The organism is Candidatus Tisiphia endosymbiont of Myopa tessellatipennis (assembly GCF_964031105.1).
Lineage (GTDB): Bacteria > Pseudomonadota > Alphaproteobacteria > Rickettsiales > Rickettsiaceae > Tisiphia.
The window spans coordinates 347,245-365,187 of sequence record NZ_OZ035005.1; the positions used below are offsets into that span (position 1 = coordinate 347,245).

Annotated in this window: 14 protein-coding genes; 5 read left to right on the forward strand and 9 right to left on the reverse strand. The window is 33.6% G+C overall.

The features are described 5' to 3' along the window. Positions 1–183: 183 nt before the first annotated feature. Both AAHN03_RS01695 and AAHN03_RS01700 read right to left on the reverse strand, forming a co-directional pair. A complete protein-coding gene (locus tag AAHN03_RS01695; protein ID WP_342278899.1) occupies positions 184–1,245 on the reverse strand; it encodes an IS110 family transposase in 1,062 nt (353 codons plus the stop codon). Positions 1,246–1,390: 145 nt separating this feature from the next. Then, a complete protein-coding gene (locus AAHN03_RS01700) occupies positions 1,391–1,552 on the reverse strand; it encodes a hypothetical protein (RefSeq protein ID WP_341761148.1) in 162 nt (53 codons plus the stop codon). A gap of 202 nt (positions 1,553–1,754) precedes the next feature. Between AAHN03_RS01700 and AAHN03_RS01705 the strand changes: the two genes are divergently transcribed. Next, positions 1,755–3,425 (forward strand): IS1634 family transposase, encoded by a 1,671-nt coding sequence (locus tag AAHN03_RS01705; protein ID WP_342278361.1) that lies wholly within the window; start codon positions 1,755–1,757, stop codon positions 3,423–3,425. Between the two features lie 300 nt (positions 3,426–3,725). Here the strand turns inward: AAHN03_RS01705 and AAHN03_RS01710 are convergent, their stop codons facing one another. The 5 genes from AAHN03_RS01710 to sdhC form a co-directional block, all read right to left on the reverse strand. After that, positions 3,726–4,370, reverse strand: coding sequence for a histidine phosphotransferase family protein (locus tag AAHN03_RS01710; RefSeq protein WP_342278900.1), 645 nt, complete (start codon positions 4,368–4,370; stop codon positions 3,726–3,728). Positions 4,371–4,374: 4 nt separating this feature from the next. Continuing rightward, positions 4,375–6,165, reverse strand: a complete 1,791-nt coding sequence (gene sdhA / locus AAHN03_RS01715; RefSeq protein WP_342278901.1) for a succinate dehydrogenase flavoprotein subunit — start codon at positions 6,163–6,165, stop codon at positions 4,375–4,377. 309 nt (positions 6,166–6,474) lie between these two features. Further along, on the reverse strand, positions 6,475–7,368 hold the full coding sequence (locus AAHN03_RS01720; RefSeq protein ID WP_342278902.1) for a HEPN domain-containing protein: 894 nt from the start codon (positions 7,366–7,368) through the stop codon (positions 6,475–6,477). 21 nt (positions 7,369–7,389) lie between these two features. Next, complete coding sequence (sdhD, locus tag AAHN03_RS01725) at positions 7,390–7,773, reverse strand: succinate dehydrogenase, hydrophobic membrane anchor protein (protein ID WP_341761923.1); 384 nt, start codon at positions 7,771–7,773, stop codon at positions 7,390–7,392. A 14-nt stretch (positions 7,774–7,787) separates the two neighbouring features. After that, the gene (gene sdhC / locus AAHN03_RS01730; protein ID WP_342278903.1) at positions 7,788–8,177 is read right to left on the reverse strand and encodes a succinate dehydrogenase, cytochrome b556 subunit; all 390 of its coding nucleotides are present in this window, start codon (positions 8,175–8,177) and stop codon (positions 7,788–7,790) included. A 319-nt stretch (positions 8,178–8,496) separates the two neighbouring features. Between sdhC and AAHN03_RS01735 the strand changes: the two genes are divergently transcribed. Together AAHN03_RS01735 and AAHN03_RS01740 are read left to right on the forward strand one after the other, a co-directional pair. Then, entirely contained in the window at positions 8,497–8,718 is a 222-nt protein-coding gene (locus AAHN03_RS01735) for a hypothetical protein (RefSeq protein ID WP_341762829.1), read from the forward strand. Continuing rightward, positions 8,699–9,046, forward strand: coding sequence for a type II toxin-antitoxin system PemK/MazF family toxin (locus tag AAHN03_RS01740; protein WP_341748052.1), 348 nt, complete (start codon positions 8,699–8,701; stop codon positions 9,044–9,046). The genes AAHN03_RS01735 and AAHN03_RS01740 overlap by 20 nt, the downstream gene beginning before the upstream one ends. Positions 9,047–9,259: 213 nt before the next feature. On the opposite strand, the gene AAHN03_RS01745 is transcribed toward AAHN03_RS01740, so the two are convergent. After that, on the reverse strand, positions 9,260–11,836 hold the full coding sequence (locus AAHN03_RS01745) for a DUF3971 domain-containing protein (RefSeq protein ID WP_342278904.1): 2,577 nt from the start codon (positions 11,834–11,836) through the stop codon (positions 9,260–9,262). A gap of 51 nt (positions 11,837–11,887) precedes the next feature. Here AAHN03_RS01745 and AAHN03_RS01750 point away from each other — a divergent pair, with 51 nt between their 5' ends. Next, positions 11,888–13,192, forward strand: a complete 1,305-nt coding sequence (locus AAHN03_RS01750; RefSeq protein WP_410521351.1) for a UDP-glucose dehydrogenase family protein — start codon at positions 11,888–11,890, stop codon at positions 13,190–13,192. Then, positions 13,182–16,766, forward strand: a complete 3,585-nt coding sequence (gene dnaE / locus AAHN03_RS01755) for a DNA polymerase III subunit alpha (RefSeq protein WP_410521344.1) — start codon at positions 13,182–13,184, stop codon at positions 16,764–16,766. Before AAHN03_RS01750 ends, dnaE begins: the two co-directional genes overlap by 11 nt. A gap of 410 nt (positions 16,767–17,176) precedes the next feature. On the opposite strand, the gene AAHN03_RS01765 is transcribed toward dnaE, so the two are convergent. Beyond that, a complete protein-coding gene (locus AAHN03_RS01765) occupies positions 17,177–17,938 on the reverse strand; it encodes a gamma-glutamyl-gamma-aminobutyrate hydrolase family protein (protein ID WP_342279152.1) in 762 nt (253 codons plus the stop codon). Between the last annotated feature and the right edge of the window lie 5 nt (positions 17,939–17,943).

The window sequence follows — 17,943 nt, forward strand, 5'->3', positions numbered from 1 at the left end:
CTATATACTTATCATTTTATCGGCTTCAAAGAGCCATTGTAGTCATCAGTTTCTTTGTAAGCTAAGGTTTGTCTTATTTACCATCAATATTATTATCTCACGCATATTCCGGGTTGGAATCTCTTACATATTCTTTGTTTACCTATTAATTAATAAACCACTATTTATTTTATTTTATGTTAATTATAATAGCTTTGTGCTACAAACTTTACTCTCTACATAATCATCCCCTGACCTTAGTACTGCAAACACCACTCTTGCCAGTTTATTAGCTACAGCAACTACTGTTTTATTATGTCCATTTCGCTCAGATAAATTAAACATCCACTGCGTAAATTTGCTAAAATCTTTTTTAGATTTTTGTTCTTCCAATGTAAATCTTATCTTGGCATTTAGTACAGCTCTAGCTCCTTGGATCAATAGAGTACGCAAGTAAACATCACCTCGCTTGCTAATTCCAAGCAACTTATCTTTCCCTCCACTGGAATGCTGCCTTGGCACTAATCCAAACCATGCCGATAATTGCCTACCATTCTCAAAACTTGTAGCATTACCTATTGATGCTATTAAAGCAGTAGCAGTAATTAAACCAAGACTAGGTATAGCTGTTAATCGTTGATATTGAGTTAAGTTGCTAGCTATTATTTTTAATCTTTTTTCTATCTCTTTTATTTTTTTGTCATTATCCAAAAATTCCTCTTTCAGTTCACTAAATGTTTGATAACCCAGCTGGCTTAAATTTCCTTCATCTGAAATCTCGGTTAATTTTGTCATAACCTTATTGATCCCTTGAGGAATAATAAAACCAAATTCATGTAGTAGACCCCTAATTTCATTAGCAAGGGCAGTACGATTTTTTACCAATCTCTCTCTTACTCGATGAATTGATAAAATATCTTGTTGTTCTACAGTTCTAATTGGTACAAACCTCATATTTGGTCTTGTTACCGCTTCACATATAGCTTCTGCATCAGCTTGATCATTTTTATTAGTTTTAACATACGGTTTGACAAATTGTGCTGCCATTAGTTTTACTGTATGCCCCAATTTAGTTATTTCTCTTGCCCAGTAACTAGCTCCGCCGCAAGCTTCCATCCCTACCAAACATTTTGGTAAATTAGCCATAAATGTTAAAACTTGATCTCTCATTAATTTTTTCTTTAATACCGTCTTACCATTTTTATCTACACCATGAATTTGGAAAATTCTTTTTGCAATATCTATACCAATTGTGGTAACTTCCATCTTAGCATCCTGATTGTTATTTTAATATTTAATATTAACTTTAGAAGATTAGCAACTGCTTTTCATTCTGTATATCAGGAGATCCATACCATTATTTTTTCACCTGTGGAATTTTATAATAAAGAAATACTGATAAAAGTGTACTTTAATGACAAGAGTTTTTATTTGAAACAAAACAATGGTAATACACATAAGAAGCATTATGTTGACTAATTTTTAGTATGTCAAGTAGAAAAGTGATGTTTACATGACTACAAACTTCATGCCAAAACCACTGCAAACCTGATTCTTTAGACGTTTTAAGCACTTTTTTGTCTCGAAGATGAGTCGCATGCTCACCCTGACTTCCGCAGATTTTTTGATATTAGTTGTTATAAGTGGCATTAGTAAGGAGGTGAAGTGGTACTCTCGTTCTGTTGTGCCTAGTAGATATTTTATTATTGACTTTAACTGCGATGTTGTTTATTATTTAATTAATTAAATATAGCCCCATATTTTATAGCCCTAATATGTACATACGTCGTAAAAAAACTCCTAATAGTCCAAGGCAATCTATTCAAATAGTGGAAGGTTATCGTGATAGTAAAGGTAACGTCAAACAGCGTATAGTACGTCATTTAGGAGTCTTCGTAGATGAAGTAGAAGAAGCTAAATTAGTTGCCCTAGCACAATATTTGATTGCCAAGATTAAAGCTGAGAGAGAAGCTGCAACTGGGCAGGGGAATTTGTTTACTGATGACACTAACGAGGTTAAAAGAGGTCGTCCAACTAACAAGCTGCTAAAAGATATTCTACCTGTTAACGAAGTAAAACTAAATGAGGTTGTAGAAGTCAAGCGAGTTGTTGAAGGAGTGCATCAAATAGGGGGGCATGTTTATGATCAAATGCATTTTAACCAGTTACTAGCAAGGAAACGTGACGCTGGGATGCTGAAGGATTTAGTGTTAGCCCGTATGGTAAGACCAAATAGTAAAAAAGGGATAGTTGAGTATTTAAGCGATCAATTTGACAGGCATCATGATCTAGATGCTACTTATCGGATGATGGACAAATTACATGAGCAAATACCTAAAATTAAAGAATTATGCTTTAAAAACACCCTAACCCTGATTCCTAATAAAGAGATTAGCCTAGTATTTTTTGATGTTACTACACTATACTTTGAATCAGTAGAAATAGATGAGCTAAGAGCCTTTGGCTATAGTAAAGATCATCGCTTTAATACTACCCAACTAGTTCTTGCCCTAGCAACTAATGAGGATGGATTACCACTTGGCTATGAGCTGTTTAGTGGTAATACCGCAGAAGTTAGCACCTTAATTAAATCAATTAACAGCTGGCAAGCGTATCTTAAAGTTAAAGATGTCTGTTTTATTGCTGATCGTGCAATGTTTAGTAAAGCTAACTTGCAAGCTCTCGATGAAGGTGGTTATCGTTATATTGTGGCAGCAAAGCTTAAAACACTCAAGAAAGAAAAGAAAGAAGAAATATTATCAGAGGAAAACTATAAGCCTACTGTTATAGGCAATGATCTTACTTGGATTGCCGATCTAGAGCATGATGGTAAACGTCTAATTACCAGTTATAAATCTAAAAGGGCTATTAATGATGCACAGGAGCGACAAAAAATTTTAGATAAAATTAATAAGACTATTGGTGAGTTTGGTAGTACTAAAAAACTTATATCTAATAGTGGAGTAAAAAAATATACTTCTAGTGAAAATGGCAAGAGCTATATTGACGCAGAGAAGATAGAGCAGGATGCGTTGTGGGATGGCATACATGGGGTAATCACCAATGACCAGACTATAACTCCACATGAAGCAATAGCAAAATATGCTAGATTATGGGTAATTGAAGAGCAATTTAGAATCAATAAACATAATTTACAAATGCGTCCAATTTTTCACTGGACTAAACAAAGGATAGAAGCACACATAGCTGTGTGTTATATGAGTTTTGCAGTGCTTAAAACTATAGAATACAAGGTTGCTCTGACCCAAAAGATCAGTGTAACTAACATCGTTGAATTATTAATATCAGTACAGGATTCAATCTTAAGACATACAAAGACTGGTGATCTTTATAGACTACCAAGTGCAATAAAAAACGAAGCTAGAAAAATCTATAAAACCTTTAACATCAAACGTTCAGACCATGCTGCAATATATTTAAAATAACAAAATAATGTTGTGCCTAAATTTTAAAAATCCCAGCACTATGACCCTTCTAAGCTTATGCCTTATTAAAAAATGCGGAAGTCGGGAAGAACAATTAAGCATTAAGGTTCTTAAATCGTTGGAATTTTATATTAAGTGGCAGCTCATCGCAACTACCTTAACACTGGTTCTATCTATGTAATTGCTAATAGAGATTTCCAACGAGTATACTCTTCTGCTTTGAAGAATTGTTTTTTGAAAATATCATAGATTCGCATGCTCACGTACTATATGTACACTCCGCTTGCTCACCATTCATTTTCAAATCCAATTCTTCAAATCATTTGAGTATATATACTCCACTGAATCGGTTGATGGAGTAATAGCTAATTTATAACCATATTCCGTAATTAAGTAGTAAGTGTAATATTCATGAACATTTTCTATACTTACATCATCAATAGTTCTGTTTCCAAGCAAAATATCTGCTCTATCCTGATCAAACCTGAGGTTTGGAGCTGTTACTACAATTTTTATACCAGTGAAATTGTCATTTTGTATCTCTAGTTCAACCTTAATAACAGCATCTCTGTATATATTGCTAGATGCTGTAACAATTAAACACATAATAATCTGAGCTATATTGTCATCGATATTTGTGCTGATTAACCTTGTGAACACTAGTTCAATATTATGATTTTTTGATTTTAAAAAATCAGTACTTAATCTATTAATTTCTGCAATAGCAATTTTGTTCCCCTCAGAAGGTAGAGAGTATACATAACGATGAAACTGTAAATATCTCATGAGTCTATTTGTACTATCCTGAACCAGTTTAGTAGCTTTCTCTTGATACTCTATAGTTTTTATTAACCCAATGGCGTTATCTATAGCACCTATTGATCCTGCAAAATCATGACATATTTTTTCATTTAAAGCTTGGCATAATTTTAGTGAATTTAGCATATTCTTAATAAACTCGTTTAGCTGGCACAATGCTATCTACTTCATCTGTCAAAGTTGTAAGAGTTACAGGTTTGTAATCTAACTTCACCTTACCTTGCTCATCAATCCAAGCAAGTGTATGTTTCATCCATTCTTCATCATTACGCTCTAGGTAATCTTCCCTAGAATGAGCCCCCCTACTTTCTTTTCTAGCCGCTGCAGAATGCACAGTAATTACCGCTTGATCTAATAAATTAGCTAGTTCTAATGCTTCAACCAAGTCGCTGTTCCATATTAATGATCTATCATTAACCTGAATATTTGCATATTCTTTTCTTGCCTGATCAATCATTTCTATTCCTTCATTTAAAACCTCTTGAGTTCTAAATACCGCTGCATGATTTTGCATGATTTTTTGCATTTTAAGTCTTAAGTCAGCTACTGGTAGGCCTCCTTTAGCATGACGTATATTATCAAATCTGCTAATTATTTTATCTAATATAGACTCCGGCAAGCTTTTATGCTTTTGCCCTACTTTAACAATTTCAGCAGCTTTTTGTGCTGCGGCTCTACCAAATACTACTAAATCAAGCAGAGAGTTTGATCCTAACCGATTGGCCCCATGTACTGAAACACAAGCAGCTTCACCAATTGACATTAACCCGGAAATGATTTTATTATGATCATCCTGACCTTTATCAATAACTTGACCATGGTAATTTGTTGGTATTCCCCCCATATTATAATGCACTGTTGGTAATACAGGTATTGGCTGAAGGGTTACATCAATACCAGCAAAAATTTTAGCCGTCTCTGAAATACCGGGCAAACGTTCGTGAAGAATTTCCGGCGGTAAATGATCTAAATGTAAGAATATATGATCTTTATGCTCACCTACCCCCCTACCATCTCTGATTTCCATGGTAATAGCCCTTGATACTACATCTCTTGAAGCAAGGTCTTTAGCAGCGGGAGCATATCGTTCCATAAATCGCTCTCCATTAGAATTTACCAAATACCCACCTTCTCCTCTAGCACCTTCGGTAATTAAGCAACCAGCACCATATATACCAGTTGGGTGGAATTGGACAAATTCCATATCTTGCAAGGCAATAGAACTTCTTGCCGCCATGCCACCTCCATCACCAGTACAAGTATGAGCACTTGTCGCAGAAAAATAAGCTCTACCATACCCGCCAGTAGCTAGTACCACTAAGTGAGCATGGAAACAGTGAATTGTTCCGTCATCAAGATTCCAAGCAACTACCCCTACACATTCTCCATTATTCATTAATAAATCAAGGGCAAAATATTCGATAAAAAATTGGGCTTTATTTTTTAAAGCCTGTTGATATAAAGTATGTAATATTGCATGACCAGTACGATCTGCTGCAGCACAAGTCCTTTGAGCTGCTTGCCCCTTACCATAATTTGTTGTCATACCACCAAAGGGGCGTTGATAAATTTTGCCTTCTTCTGTTCGAGAAAAAGGTACTCCATAATGCTCAAGCTCTAGCACTGCTGCAGCTGCATGTTTACACATATACTCAATTGCGTCTTGATCACCCAACCAATCCGAGCCTTTTACTGTATCGTACATGTGCCAACGCCAATCATCTTGCCCCATATTACCAAGAGAAGCACTAATGCCACCTTGGGCAGCCACAGTATGACTCCTAGTTGGGAAAACCTTGCTAATGCAAGCAGTATTTAAGCCCTCTTTTGCCATACCAAAAGTAGCCCTAAGACCAGCTCCACCTGCTCCAACTACCACTACATCAAATTCATGGTGGATAATATTATAAGATTTAGACATTTATATAAATTCCTTTTGTTCATAGTACTCTACATTTTTCTATAATCGTCATAGCAAGGCTCTTTAGATGCCGTGGCAATCTAGGTAAACAGCGAAGCTGTTTTTTAGAGTAACGCTTCGCGTATCCTAGATTGCCACAACTGTCGAAAGTTCAAAAATCGTCATTGCGAGGAGGCATAAGCCGACGAAGCAATCCATTTTTGGTTACTTTTATGGATTGCTTCGTCGACCTACGGTCTTCTCGCAATGACGTTGACCATATACAACATTTAGGGTGCTATGCCTTTTGTTACAGAATATATCATATATTTATTCTTGACTAAGCTTTTCCAAACAAATTTTTTCAGTAATTTTTTGCAATTTCTCTACCCGGTCGATCAAATAAAGCAACTGCTCCTTAGTAATCCTGTAATGTTTGTCATATCTTGCTCTAACATAAGCATCACGAAGCAATGTAAAACATTCTTTTTGCTCTTCACTTTCATATGGAAATATTCGACAAAGGTCATGATAAAAAATCCGTGCGCTTTGGTTTAGTTCTAATAAATCATGTAATTTAGGTTTATAACCATCAAATACTAACAAAATAGCATTATAAAAACTCTCAGTAGCTTGATGAAGCAAAAAAGCTGATTCGCGATAATTGTCATCTTCAAAAAAAGCTTTTATTCCAATGAATAGTCCTTTTCCTCTACCAAACCAATTTTCATATTCTTCTGCAGCTATTGGTCTGCGATCGTGCCATGGCAAGTCCTTAGCTTCCGATAGTACAAATTCATCACTATCATATAGTAGAATTCCTTCTGTTCTAATATCACGAAAAAAATACTTACCTTTTTCAAGTTGGTCATTTACAAAGTGGATAGACTCAACTATTAATGTCACGGATGGTTGTGTCATGGCCACTAATCGGTCTGTATTAATATCTATTGGGAATTTTCTTTCTAATCTTTTTTCTATATTATGTTTTAAGTTAATAGCTTGATATCCAGCATATTTTCTTTTCTTTAAGACCAATAACAGATCTATATCACTCTGATAATACTCCCTTGAGGATAGATCTTGTACCCAATCACCTCTAGCATAGGAGCCAAATAAAATTATCATTGCTATTTTTGATCTTCCAGAAGCTAGAATTTCTTGGACAATAATGTCTAATCTTTCTTTAATAACTAATGAACGTTTAGGTAATGTGTTTTTCATAAGATTATTTTTATTAATCCATCAGATTACTATAACATAAAATAATGCTACCACTAAGAATGCAATCGTTATAATGCAAAATATTTTAAGTAATATAATTAACCCTGTGCGGAGCTTAATACAACTAATATAATCTTCAATTACCACACACATACCAAGCATTGAATGATAGAAAGCGGTAATAAGCAATATTCCTAAAGGGACAATATTGTAAGGTCTTTGTAAAGTACTAACAAAATGAGTAAAACCCTCTCCAGTAGTATATTTAATAAAAAATATTAGCCAAATAGAACAAATTGCCAAAATAATAGCTGTTATTCTTTGATGCAACCAGTGACTCGAACCACTTTTTGCCGAACCAACCCCTTTAGCTTTCGCCAAATCTGTCCTTAAATTATTATTCATATAGAGGCCATAAGTTAAATTAACAACCAAAAAACTAACGTCATCAATATCGAAGCTACTACCACAAACCAACCTGTGAAGTTAATAGCCCTTATTGAAAAGCAATGCCCACTATCCCAAATTAAGTGACGCACCCCATTACATAAATGATAAAACCATGCAAAACTTATGAATATTAGAGGAATTCTAAATAAATTACATTTAAAGCACTGTAAATATTCAGGATCAAATTTGCTAAAAGCTAATAAAATAAAGCACCACGACAATATTGATAGTCCAAAAAATAAGCCTATCCCCGTTATACGATGCAAAATAGACAAAACGGTGCTTATCTGCTTTTTATATATCGTCAAATGAGGAGAAGTAGGTCTACTATTATAAATTTCCTGCTTTGTTTTTGTCATAAGTTTCTGTCATAAATTATCTATTAGGTGTAATCTATATCCTGAAATAAATTCAGGATATAGTATACTCAAATAATTTGAAGAATTGGATTTGAAAATGAATGGTGAGCAGGCGTAGCGTACATATAGTACGTGAGCATACGAATCCATGATATTTTCAAAAAACAATTCTTCAAAGTAGAAGAGTATACCTATAACTCTAAATAGCAGCAGTATAAACGCTAGTTAGAAAATACTCAAGTTTTCATATTGTATAGTATAGTATAGTATAGTATAGTATATTGTATAATAACTATTATACAATAATGAAGTTAATTTTATGAGAACGATGAGTATTAGTTTAAACGAGACTTTATATGATAAATTAAAATATATGATTCCTTCTAAAAAAATTAGTAACTTTGTAAGCAATGCTATTGCTAAAGAATTAGAAAAAAAGGAACTGGAACTTACTTTGGCATATAAAGATGCAGAGCAAGATAATGAACGTCAAAATTTGCTAAAAGAGTGGGATGCAATAGATGACATTAGTAAAAAATAAAGAAATAATACGAGGCAATATTTATTGGGTAAATCTTGATCCAACAATTGGAACTGAAATTCAAAAAACAAGACCTGCAATAGTTATATCTAATAATATTCAGAATAAAATATCTAGTAGAGTAATAATTATCCCCATTACCTCAAATATTAATAATATTTTTCCTTTTGAAGTAAGAGTTACAGTTAACAACAAAACTGCAAAAGCGTTAACTGATCAAATTAGAACCATAGATAAATCTAGATTGGGAGAGTTTATAGAACAGTTGAATAAAACTGAGATTATTAATATTGAAAAAGCTATTAAAGTTACTTTAAGTTTGACTTAAGTAATACCATTTCCCAAAACTAAATTGCTACTCGGAGTACGAGTGTCGAACACCGGAGCGTATACTGCTATGATTTCAAGAGTTGGGTAGACGATAGTATAACTTCAAGAAGAGCTAGGAGTGTCAAAGTCGAGCAGCGGAGCGTACATTAGTACGTGAGCAGCACAGATATTTGGTCGCGGGAACGCCAATTCTTGAAGTTCACCGAGTATATTACTCCTTATACTTCATCTCCATAGAGTAAGGCACAACCTTTGAAAATATTTTACCAATTATTGGTACTCTAGTGATAACGTTACTTGCAAAAAAGAAAGAAGGTATTACATTACCTTTAAGCTTCATTTGATGTTTATTAGTATCAATTGTACCTTGCATTGTAAAATCAAAAAATGGTCCGGTAGCTGATGTATCAGCAATATTGATGGTATTACCTATATAACTAAATCTACCTGTCATGTTCCTAAACATGATATCCTTATTATTTAATATAAAACTCATAAAACCTGGGAAAGAAACAACCGATACCATTCTAGTAAGAAAAGGCACATCGGTAGTAACAAAGTGCTTGATATCAAATGTTCCATCTACGATTGGTATCACTTCTCCCTTTTTGGCATCATATCTTTTTGTATCAAGTGTCAGATTTATAATACCAGATTTCATTTTATTATACATACCAATACCTCTAAATAAAGCTCCAGCATTATCACAGGTAACTATCCATTGTTCTAGATCTTTTTTATCTGTAAGTAGCATTTTAAAAGATCTAGTACCAATTTTTGAATTTAAAGAACCAGAAAAACATTTTATTTTATTACAATCAATTTGTAAATTAAGCTTATCAAGCATTATATTATTTTTTAACCTTACCCTATCTACATCAACTGTTAAATGAATATTTTTTGCATCTCCTTCTTTCTCTAAGAATTGCATCATATTAGATTCAGACAAATCTAGTTGTCTTCCCTGAATTTTAGCATTCAAGCTATCTTTACCTAAAAGCAAATTCCCCACTAGATCAGTCGTATTATACTTTATTACAGGTAAAGTAACATCATACTTATCTTCTGCTACTTTAACCTTACCAACTATTTTTAAGTTATTTTCTCCCGAAAGATTAAAATCAATATCACCATTTAGGTTATTATATAACTTGCCAGTTAAAGTAAAGTTAGCTTCACTACCAAGTTTTTTATGTATAGATATTTTATCAATATAAAATTCTAAGTTTTTGAGGTTAGTATTGGCTTTAATTAAGCTTTTCCCATCTTTTTGCTCTTTATATTCAAAATCTAGGACACTATTACCTGAGATTAACTTTAATATACCAACCTTTTGGTTATTACCCACAATGGTAGTTTTTACTTTTAATAGATTCTGATAATCATCTTGGTTATTATCAGTGACATTAACATCGATAAGTAAATTACTGTCATAGCCATTAATTTTACCTATACCGATCAAATTTACCTTATCGCCATTAAATGTTCCAGTTATTTTAGCATTTTTTAATATGACATTGTCACTAAATGCTTTGCCATTTACTCCCGTTATTATTGTAGAAATGTCATAAGTATTTTTGATAACTGGGCTAATCGGTATTATTATGCCAATTTTTGAATTAGCAATTCCAGTAATCTTTTTAAGATCGATCCCTTGTTTTTTTATCTTGTTATAATCCTCATTTGATATGAAATCAATTAAATCGTTAACACTCCCCTTAGCATTAGCATTAACGATAAAATTTGATTTATCCATCCCTTGCCAATCAAAAGTTATTATCCCACCCGAAATAAGACTATTACTACTATATGCTTGATTTAATATGAACTTAACAGATAGCCCAAATATAGTAACATCAGTATCAATTTTTCGTAAAGGGGGATAGTCCTTATCATATTGATATTCAAGATCTACAACATGCAGCTTGGCCTTCAATGCAGTTTCTAGGGAAATATTCTTTTCTAAAGAATTTTTATCAAAATTAAAATTAAATTCTCCATTTCTAATATAACCACCTTTCATATATTCCTGTAGAAATAAAATTACTTGATTATCAGGAATAATTTTCTCAACAATTTGATAAATCATTATAGGAATATTCTGAGCATTACCAGTTGCTTGAATTATGCTACCATCCAATACACTATTGAATAATAGATAGGCTTTATCACCAAACTCTAGTTTGCAATTGATCGATTTCTTAGAAGCTCTAGAAATTTTACTGTTATAGGAACAAAATCCTTCACCATCAGGTAATTTTTCACCATAACTATCAAGCAAAGAAATATTTTTTATAGGACCTAAGTTTAACTGTGTTTCAATCTTATTTTTAAAAAAATCCACAATGGATCTAGCAGATATTTGAGCATTTATTACTGGTTGATTATCTTTAGAGATTAAGGAAAAACTATCTATATCAATAGTACTAAGAATTAAAGGCTTGGTTGTTATATCATCAATAATAAAACTGATTTTGAAATTAGTAATTTCACCTTGGGCGTTATTTGCTAAATCCATAAAGATTTTATCGATTGATAGAATATTATTTCTTACTTGTAAATTCTTAATCCGTATTTTCATAGCTTTTTTATCAAGGTAAAATTCTATTACCTTCTTAATTGGCTTATCTAAATATCCCTTACTACTACTTAATATTAATAAAGTTAAAATTACTACAATTGTGCAAACTATTATGCTTAGGTTAATAAAAAATCTTTTAATGAGCATCATCTTGTTATTTAGTACTTGATCAGTTAATATATACTTTGCAGCAATATAGCACAACAAACTTGTTGCACTAAGTATATACTGAAAAAAATTTGAAAATTATTTATGAATATTAGACTTCATTTTATAGGTACTGGTTACGTTGGATTAGTATCTGGCGTAATGATGAGTTACCTAGGACACGACGTTACTTGCTTAGATACCGATATTTCTAAAATCGATCAGCTTAAAAAAAATATTTTACCAATTTATGAACCAAAATTAGCCAAGTACCTACCGCCATTAGTAAAGTCTAGTAAGTTGAAGTTTACAGCCAGCTACTCGGCTGAATTAAGAAATGCCCAAGCGGTATTTATTACAGTAGGAACACCACCACTACCTTCAGGGGAGGCAGATTTACAATATATTTTTACTGCTATAGATAATTTATGTGAATGGATCAACGATGATTGTTTGATTGTTATTAAATCAACTGTACCTCCAACAACATGTAACCAAATTATTGATTATTTAAAAAAAAGAAATCTTAAATTTCCTGTTGCCTCAAATCCTGAATTTCTTAGAGAAGGTACTGCTGTAGATGACTTTTTAAACCCTGATAGAATATTAATTGGCACAAATAATAAACACGCAGAAGATTTATTAAAAAAGATATACTTGCCTTTGACTACAAAGAATATATCTCTTATATGTACTGATTTGGTTACTGTAGAACTTACCAAATATGCCTCAAATGCTTTCTTAGCAACAAAGATTGCTTTTATTAATGAAATGGCAAATTTATGTGAGAGAACTGGGGCAAATATCAAAGAACTTTCGATTGCTATGGGACTCGACAAGAGAATAGGTAAAGAATGTTTAAATGCTGGATCTGGATTTGGTGGTTCATGTTTTCCTAAGGATCTCTTAGCACTTTCACAAATAGCAGGGCATTATCAATGTAACTTACAAATAGTTAATTCTGTTATAAGTAGTAATGATCAGAGGGTCTATGACATGGCGGATAGGATTCATTATATCATAAATGATAATTTGACTAATAAAAATATTACTGTATTGGGTCTTACTTATAAGGCTGGTACAGATGATATTAGAAGCAGCCCTGCCATTAAAATCATCAAAATCCTAGTTGATAAAGGAGCTAATATCAGGGCATTCGATCCAATAGGTATGGATAATGCTAAAAAAGAGCTAAAAAATATATTTTTTGCCGATTCAGCACTTAGTGCTTGCCAAAATAGTGATATAATTGTAGTGGCAACCGAATGGTCGGAGTTTAAAGATTTAGATTGGTCGCTTGTTCGCCATAAAGTTAAATCTCCTATAATTATTGATTTCAGGCATATTCTTAACGGAGATATGCTAAAATCTCTTGGGTTTAAATATTATACTATTGGTACGCAATATGAAGTTTGATTTTATTCACTTAAGAGTACAAAGCTCATACTCATTTCTTGAGAGTGCCTTAACAATTGATCGTATAGTAGAACTAGCACAATTACACAAAATGCCAGCGATTTGTTTAGCAGATAAGGGTAACTTATTTGGCTCACTAGAGTTTGCTTTGAGTAGCTGCAGGGCGGGGGTGCAACCTATAAATGGGGCAATTGTAAACGTTGCTTTTACTAAAAATAACTTTTGTGAAATGGTGCTGATTGCTAAAGATGAGGTAGGTTACAAAAATTTACTAAAAGCAGTTAGTGCTAGTTTCACTGAAAATGATCGCAAAATTTGTAATCATATTACTTTTGATGATTTAGTTAAGTACCATGAAGGTCTTATTATCTTATCTGGTTATACTGATGGGATAATTGGCAAAAGCCTGATTGATGGAAACGAAGAATTAGCCATTTTTTGGGTCACTAAGCTACAAAGCATTTTTGGTGATCGTTTCTATTTTGAGATTATGCGGCATAATTTAGCAATAGAACAATCTATAGAAGCAAATTATATAAAAATAGCCGATGACCTTGGTATTCCACTAATTGCTACCAACAAAGTATTGTTTAGCGATGTTAACATGCATGATGCACATGATGTATTATTATGTATATCTGCTGGTGTTAGCAAAGAAGAGGAGAATCGTAAAAAGGTTAGTACTGGATGTTATTTTAAATCACCAAAAGAAATGCTAGAACTTTTTAGTGATTTACCTAATGCTGTACAAAATACCGTCCATTTAGCCCAAAGATGCCACTTTATGGCACATGCTAATCCACTAATGTTACCAAATTTCTCTAGTCTAGATATTAATGAAATAGATCTAATTAAGCAAAACTCCACAGCAGGGTTACTATCAAGACTTGATACAAAATTTAAATGGGAGAATATTGCCATAGATAAACAGCAAGATATTAAACAACAATATCTAACTCGTCTTAATTATGAACTAGATATTATTTGTCGAATGGATTTTGCTGGCTATTTTCTTATAGTCTCTGACTTCATAAAATGGAGTAAAGAGCAAGGTATTATGGTAGGACCTGGTAGAGGCTCCGGGGCGGGATCAATAGTTGCTTGGAGTCTTCTTATCACTGATCTTGATCCTATTAAATTTGGTCTACTATTTGAGCGTTTTTTGAACCCTGAACGTATATCAATGCCAGATTTTGATATTGATTTTTGTCAAGAACGACGAGAAGAAGTTATTAATTATGTACGTTCTAAATACGGGGATAATAAAGTTGGTCAAATCATCACTTTTGGTAAGATGCAGGCAAAAGCCGTTATCAAAGATGTATCACGAGTTCTTGGCTTGCCTTATAAATATGCCGAATATCTAACTGAGCTTGTGCCATTTAATGCTGTTACTCCCGTTACATTAAATCAGGCTATAAAGGAAGTAAAGGAGTTGAACAACGCCGCCCATGGCAACGGTCTATATAATTTAGATGGTCAAGATGAGCTAATAAAACAAGTATTGGATACATCCTTAGTGCTTGAGGGACTTAACAGGCATGCTTCTACACATGCAGCGGGAATCGTTATAGCTGGCAAAGATTTAGTAGAAATATTACCAGTTTATAAAGACCTAAATTCGGATATGTTGGTAGTACAATATTCCATGAAATATGCTGAGATTGCTGGTTTAATTAAATTTGATTTTTTAGGTCTGCAAACTCTGACTGTTATTACTAAATGTCTAGAATTATTAAAACAGCAAGACATAAATATTGATTTTAGTAATATGCTATTTGATGATCAAAAAACTTATGAACTGCTGTGTAGTGGTAGAGCTACCGGTGTTTTCCAGTTTGAAAGTAGTGGAATGCAGGATGCTTTAAGACGTCTTAAACCTGACTCCATCCAAGATATAATAGCGTTAGGAGCATTATATCGCCCTGGTCCTATGGATAATATCCCAACTTATATTGCTTGTAAGCACGGTTTGCAGCTACCAGATTACTTGCATGAGATGCTTAAACCAATTTTAGAAGAGACTTATGGAGTTGTTATATATCAGGAACAGGTCTTAGAAATTGCCAAAGTAATTGCTGGCTATAGCTTAGGTGGAGCAGATTTACTTCGTAAAGCCATGGGCAAAAAAATAAAATCTGAAATGGCAGAGCAAGAAGAAACTTTTATTAAAGGTGCGATAGCTAACAATATTTCACGCCAGCAAGCAGAGTCTATTTTTACAACAGTGGCTAAATTTGCTAGCTATGGCTTTAATAAAGCACACGCATCAGCTTATGGTGTAATATCTTATCAAACCGCCTATCTGAAAGCAAATTTTCCAGCCGAATTTTTGGTAGCTTGCTTAAATCTTGAATTAAATAATCATGATAAAATCAATCTATTCATGCAAGAAGCTAGAAATAACAACATTACTATTATTCCTCCTAATATCAATCTTTCCACTGGTTATTTTAGTACTACTCATGAAGAAGGAAAGACATTTATCATCTATGCCCTAGGTGCTATCAAAAGTGTCACAGCTACTTTTGGCAAAATATTAGCAGAAGAAAGAGTTAAAAATGGTAAGTTTAAAAATATTATAGATTTTATTGAGAGGCTACCGCTTAAATCTATTAATCGAAAATTATTAGAGAATCTTATTAAAGCCGGGTGTTTTGATACGTTACATTCTAATCGTAATCAGTTACTGTTAAGTATCGCTAAACTTTTAGCTTATGCCTCTTCCTATCATGCAGAAAAAGTTTCTGATCAATTTAGCCTGATTAAAGTAAATTCTGCAAGTCAACAAGTGTTAATTGAAGCAGAACCACTTGATAATAATACTGTCTCTTCTTATGAATTTGAAGTATTAGGACTATTCATTACGCTACATCCATTATCAAGATATCAAGATTTGCTAGCTAGGCTTAATATTGCAACATCACTTGACTTACAAAATGATAGTGGTTCTACTTCTAGTAGGCAGATAAGGATAGCTGGGGTAATACAAAAAAAAGATTCACGTATGTCATCTCGTGGAAGGTTTGTAACCTTACAACTATCCGATCAATTTGGTATTTTCGAATTAACTATTTATAGTGAAGAAATACTTAAAAATTTCGTTCACTTACTTGACATTCAATGTTTAGTTGTAGCACACTGTGATTTGTTTAAGGATGCTGGGGGAACAAGGTTAATCGCTAAAAGCTTCACAACTATTGACGATATAATGAATGAAGAACGACTAGAGATAAAACTCTATCCACAAAATCATTATGAACTATGTCAAATCGTTGATTTGCTTAAAAAGCGTATTAGCCCTGAACGTAGTAATACAAGAATAATTTTATTGCTTAAAGTAAGTATACAAGATGAATTTCAAGAGTTGGCTAGGTGTACGAGTGGTGAGCGGACTAGACGTAGTCAAACCGTTGTTCCTACGCGAAGTCCCATCGTGCCACAACGCCAACACTTGAAAGGCAAAGGGTATATAAATAATAACTTTACTGCTCGAGTCCATTTACCAGAAATTTTATGTCTAGAAACTGAAGATTTTGAATTTTTAAATCGGTTTATGCTAGGTTCTAGTTAATTCCCTAGATTTTACCTCATTCTATGTAAGAGATCATTAGACTTCTTTCGAAACTCGCTTATGCTGAGGTATTTGAAGGAGACGCGGAACCTCGACCCGCAGCGTACTCTAATGTACGTGAGGATTCGAGTACAGACGTCGCGTACAAATCACCAGCAGAAGTAGAGTTTCGAAAGAAGTCTATTTTAACAGTCTCGATGTCATCCCATAACTGTTGAAAGTTAAAAAATCATCTATTAGCGAAATGCTGTTGTAATGCTTAAACCGTCATTGCAAGAAGCGGTGACGTGGCAATCTTGTGAAGTAGTACTCAAATCACCTAGAGGCTGCCTAACAAAGGCAGATATTACTTCATGAGATTGCCACGTCTGCGATTTCATCGTCTCCCCCGCTAATAAACGGTTCTTTGGCTAAAACTTTTTCGGCTTAGCTGTAGCTTCGATCAATCCTTTAAATAAATTTAAATCTAAATCATTAGGGTTTAAATATTCAGGATGCCATTCTACTCCTATAACAAATTTGTGATTTATTGACTCAATTGCTTCAATTATCCCGTCCGGTGCTGTCGCTGCAACTCGGAGTCCCTCGCCTATTTTTCCTACTACTTGATGGTGGCTCGAATTAACCATACAAGTTTGCTTATTTCCCGATAAGTTTGCAAGAATAGTGTTTGGTTCTATCGTTATAGAATGCGATAATGTATGTTTGGGGGCAGGTTGCTCGTGGTTAATAGCCGTAGCTACTCCTGCTTGTAACTTTATGTAATCAGGTATATGCTGGATAAGGTTGCCACCGCATACTACATTTAACATCTGCATACCACGACATATTCCAAGGAAGGGCATATTCTTTTCTAGAGCTTTTTGGGTAAGTAGTAACTCAAAATTATCCCGTTGGTCGTTGGTAGCTGTTCTATCACAAGTGAATTCTTGACCATAAAATTTAGGGTGAATATCCTCATCGCCACCGGGAATAATTAGTCCATCGATAATTGACAGCATCACTTCAATTGTATCATATTGATAGGGTAGCATTAAGGGGATTCCCCCAACTTTTATCACGCTATCTGCATAATTTTGCCTAATTGCATACCAAGGAAAAGTAGCATAGGCATATTTTTCAGAATTATTAGCCAAATCTAGAGTGATTCCTATTACTGGTTTTTTCTGTATCATAA

Bases quoted from the DNA above. Each gene is read 5' to 3' on its own strand.
- AAHN03_RS01695 (WP_342278899.1), bottom strand. From the start codon at position 1,245: ATGGAAGTTACCACAATTGGTATAGATATTGCAAAAAGAATTTTCCAA.
- AAHN03_RS01705 (WP_342278361.1), top strand. From the start codon at position 1,755: ATGTACATACGTCGTAAAAAAACTCCTAATAGTCCAAGGCAATCTATT.
- AAHN03_RS01710 (WP_342278900.1), bottom strand. From the start codon at position 4,370: ATGCTAAATTCACTAAAATTATGCCAAGCTTTAAATGAAAAAATATGT.
- sdhA (WP_342278901.1), bottom strand. From the start codon at position 6,165: ATGTCTAAATCTTATAATATTATCCACCATGAATTTGATGTAGTGGTA.
- AAHN03_RS01720 (WP_342278902.1), bottom strand. From the start codon at position 7,368: ATGAAAAACACATTACCTAAACGTTCATTAGTTATTAAAGAAAGATTA.
- sdhD (WP_341761923.1), bottom strand. From the start codon at position 7,773: ATGAATAATAATTTAAGGACAGATTTGGCGAAAGCTAAAGGGGTTGGT.
- sdhC (WP_342278903.1), bottom strand. From the start codon at position 8,177: ATGACAAAAACAAAGCAGGAAATTTATAATAGTAGACCTACTTCTCCT.
- AAHN03_RS01735 (WP_341762829.1), top strand. From the start codon at position 8,497: ATGAGAACGATGAGTATTAGTTTAAACGAGACTTTATATGATAAATTA.
- AAHN03_RS01740 (WP_341748052.1), top strand. From the start codon at position 8,699: ATGACATTAGTAAAAAATAAAGAAATAATACGAGGCAATATTTATTGG.
- dnaE (WP_410521344.1), top strand. From the start codon at position 13,182: ATGAAGTTTGATTTTATTCACTTAAGAGTACAAAGCTCATACTCATTT.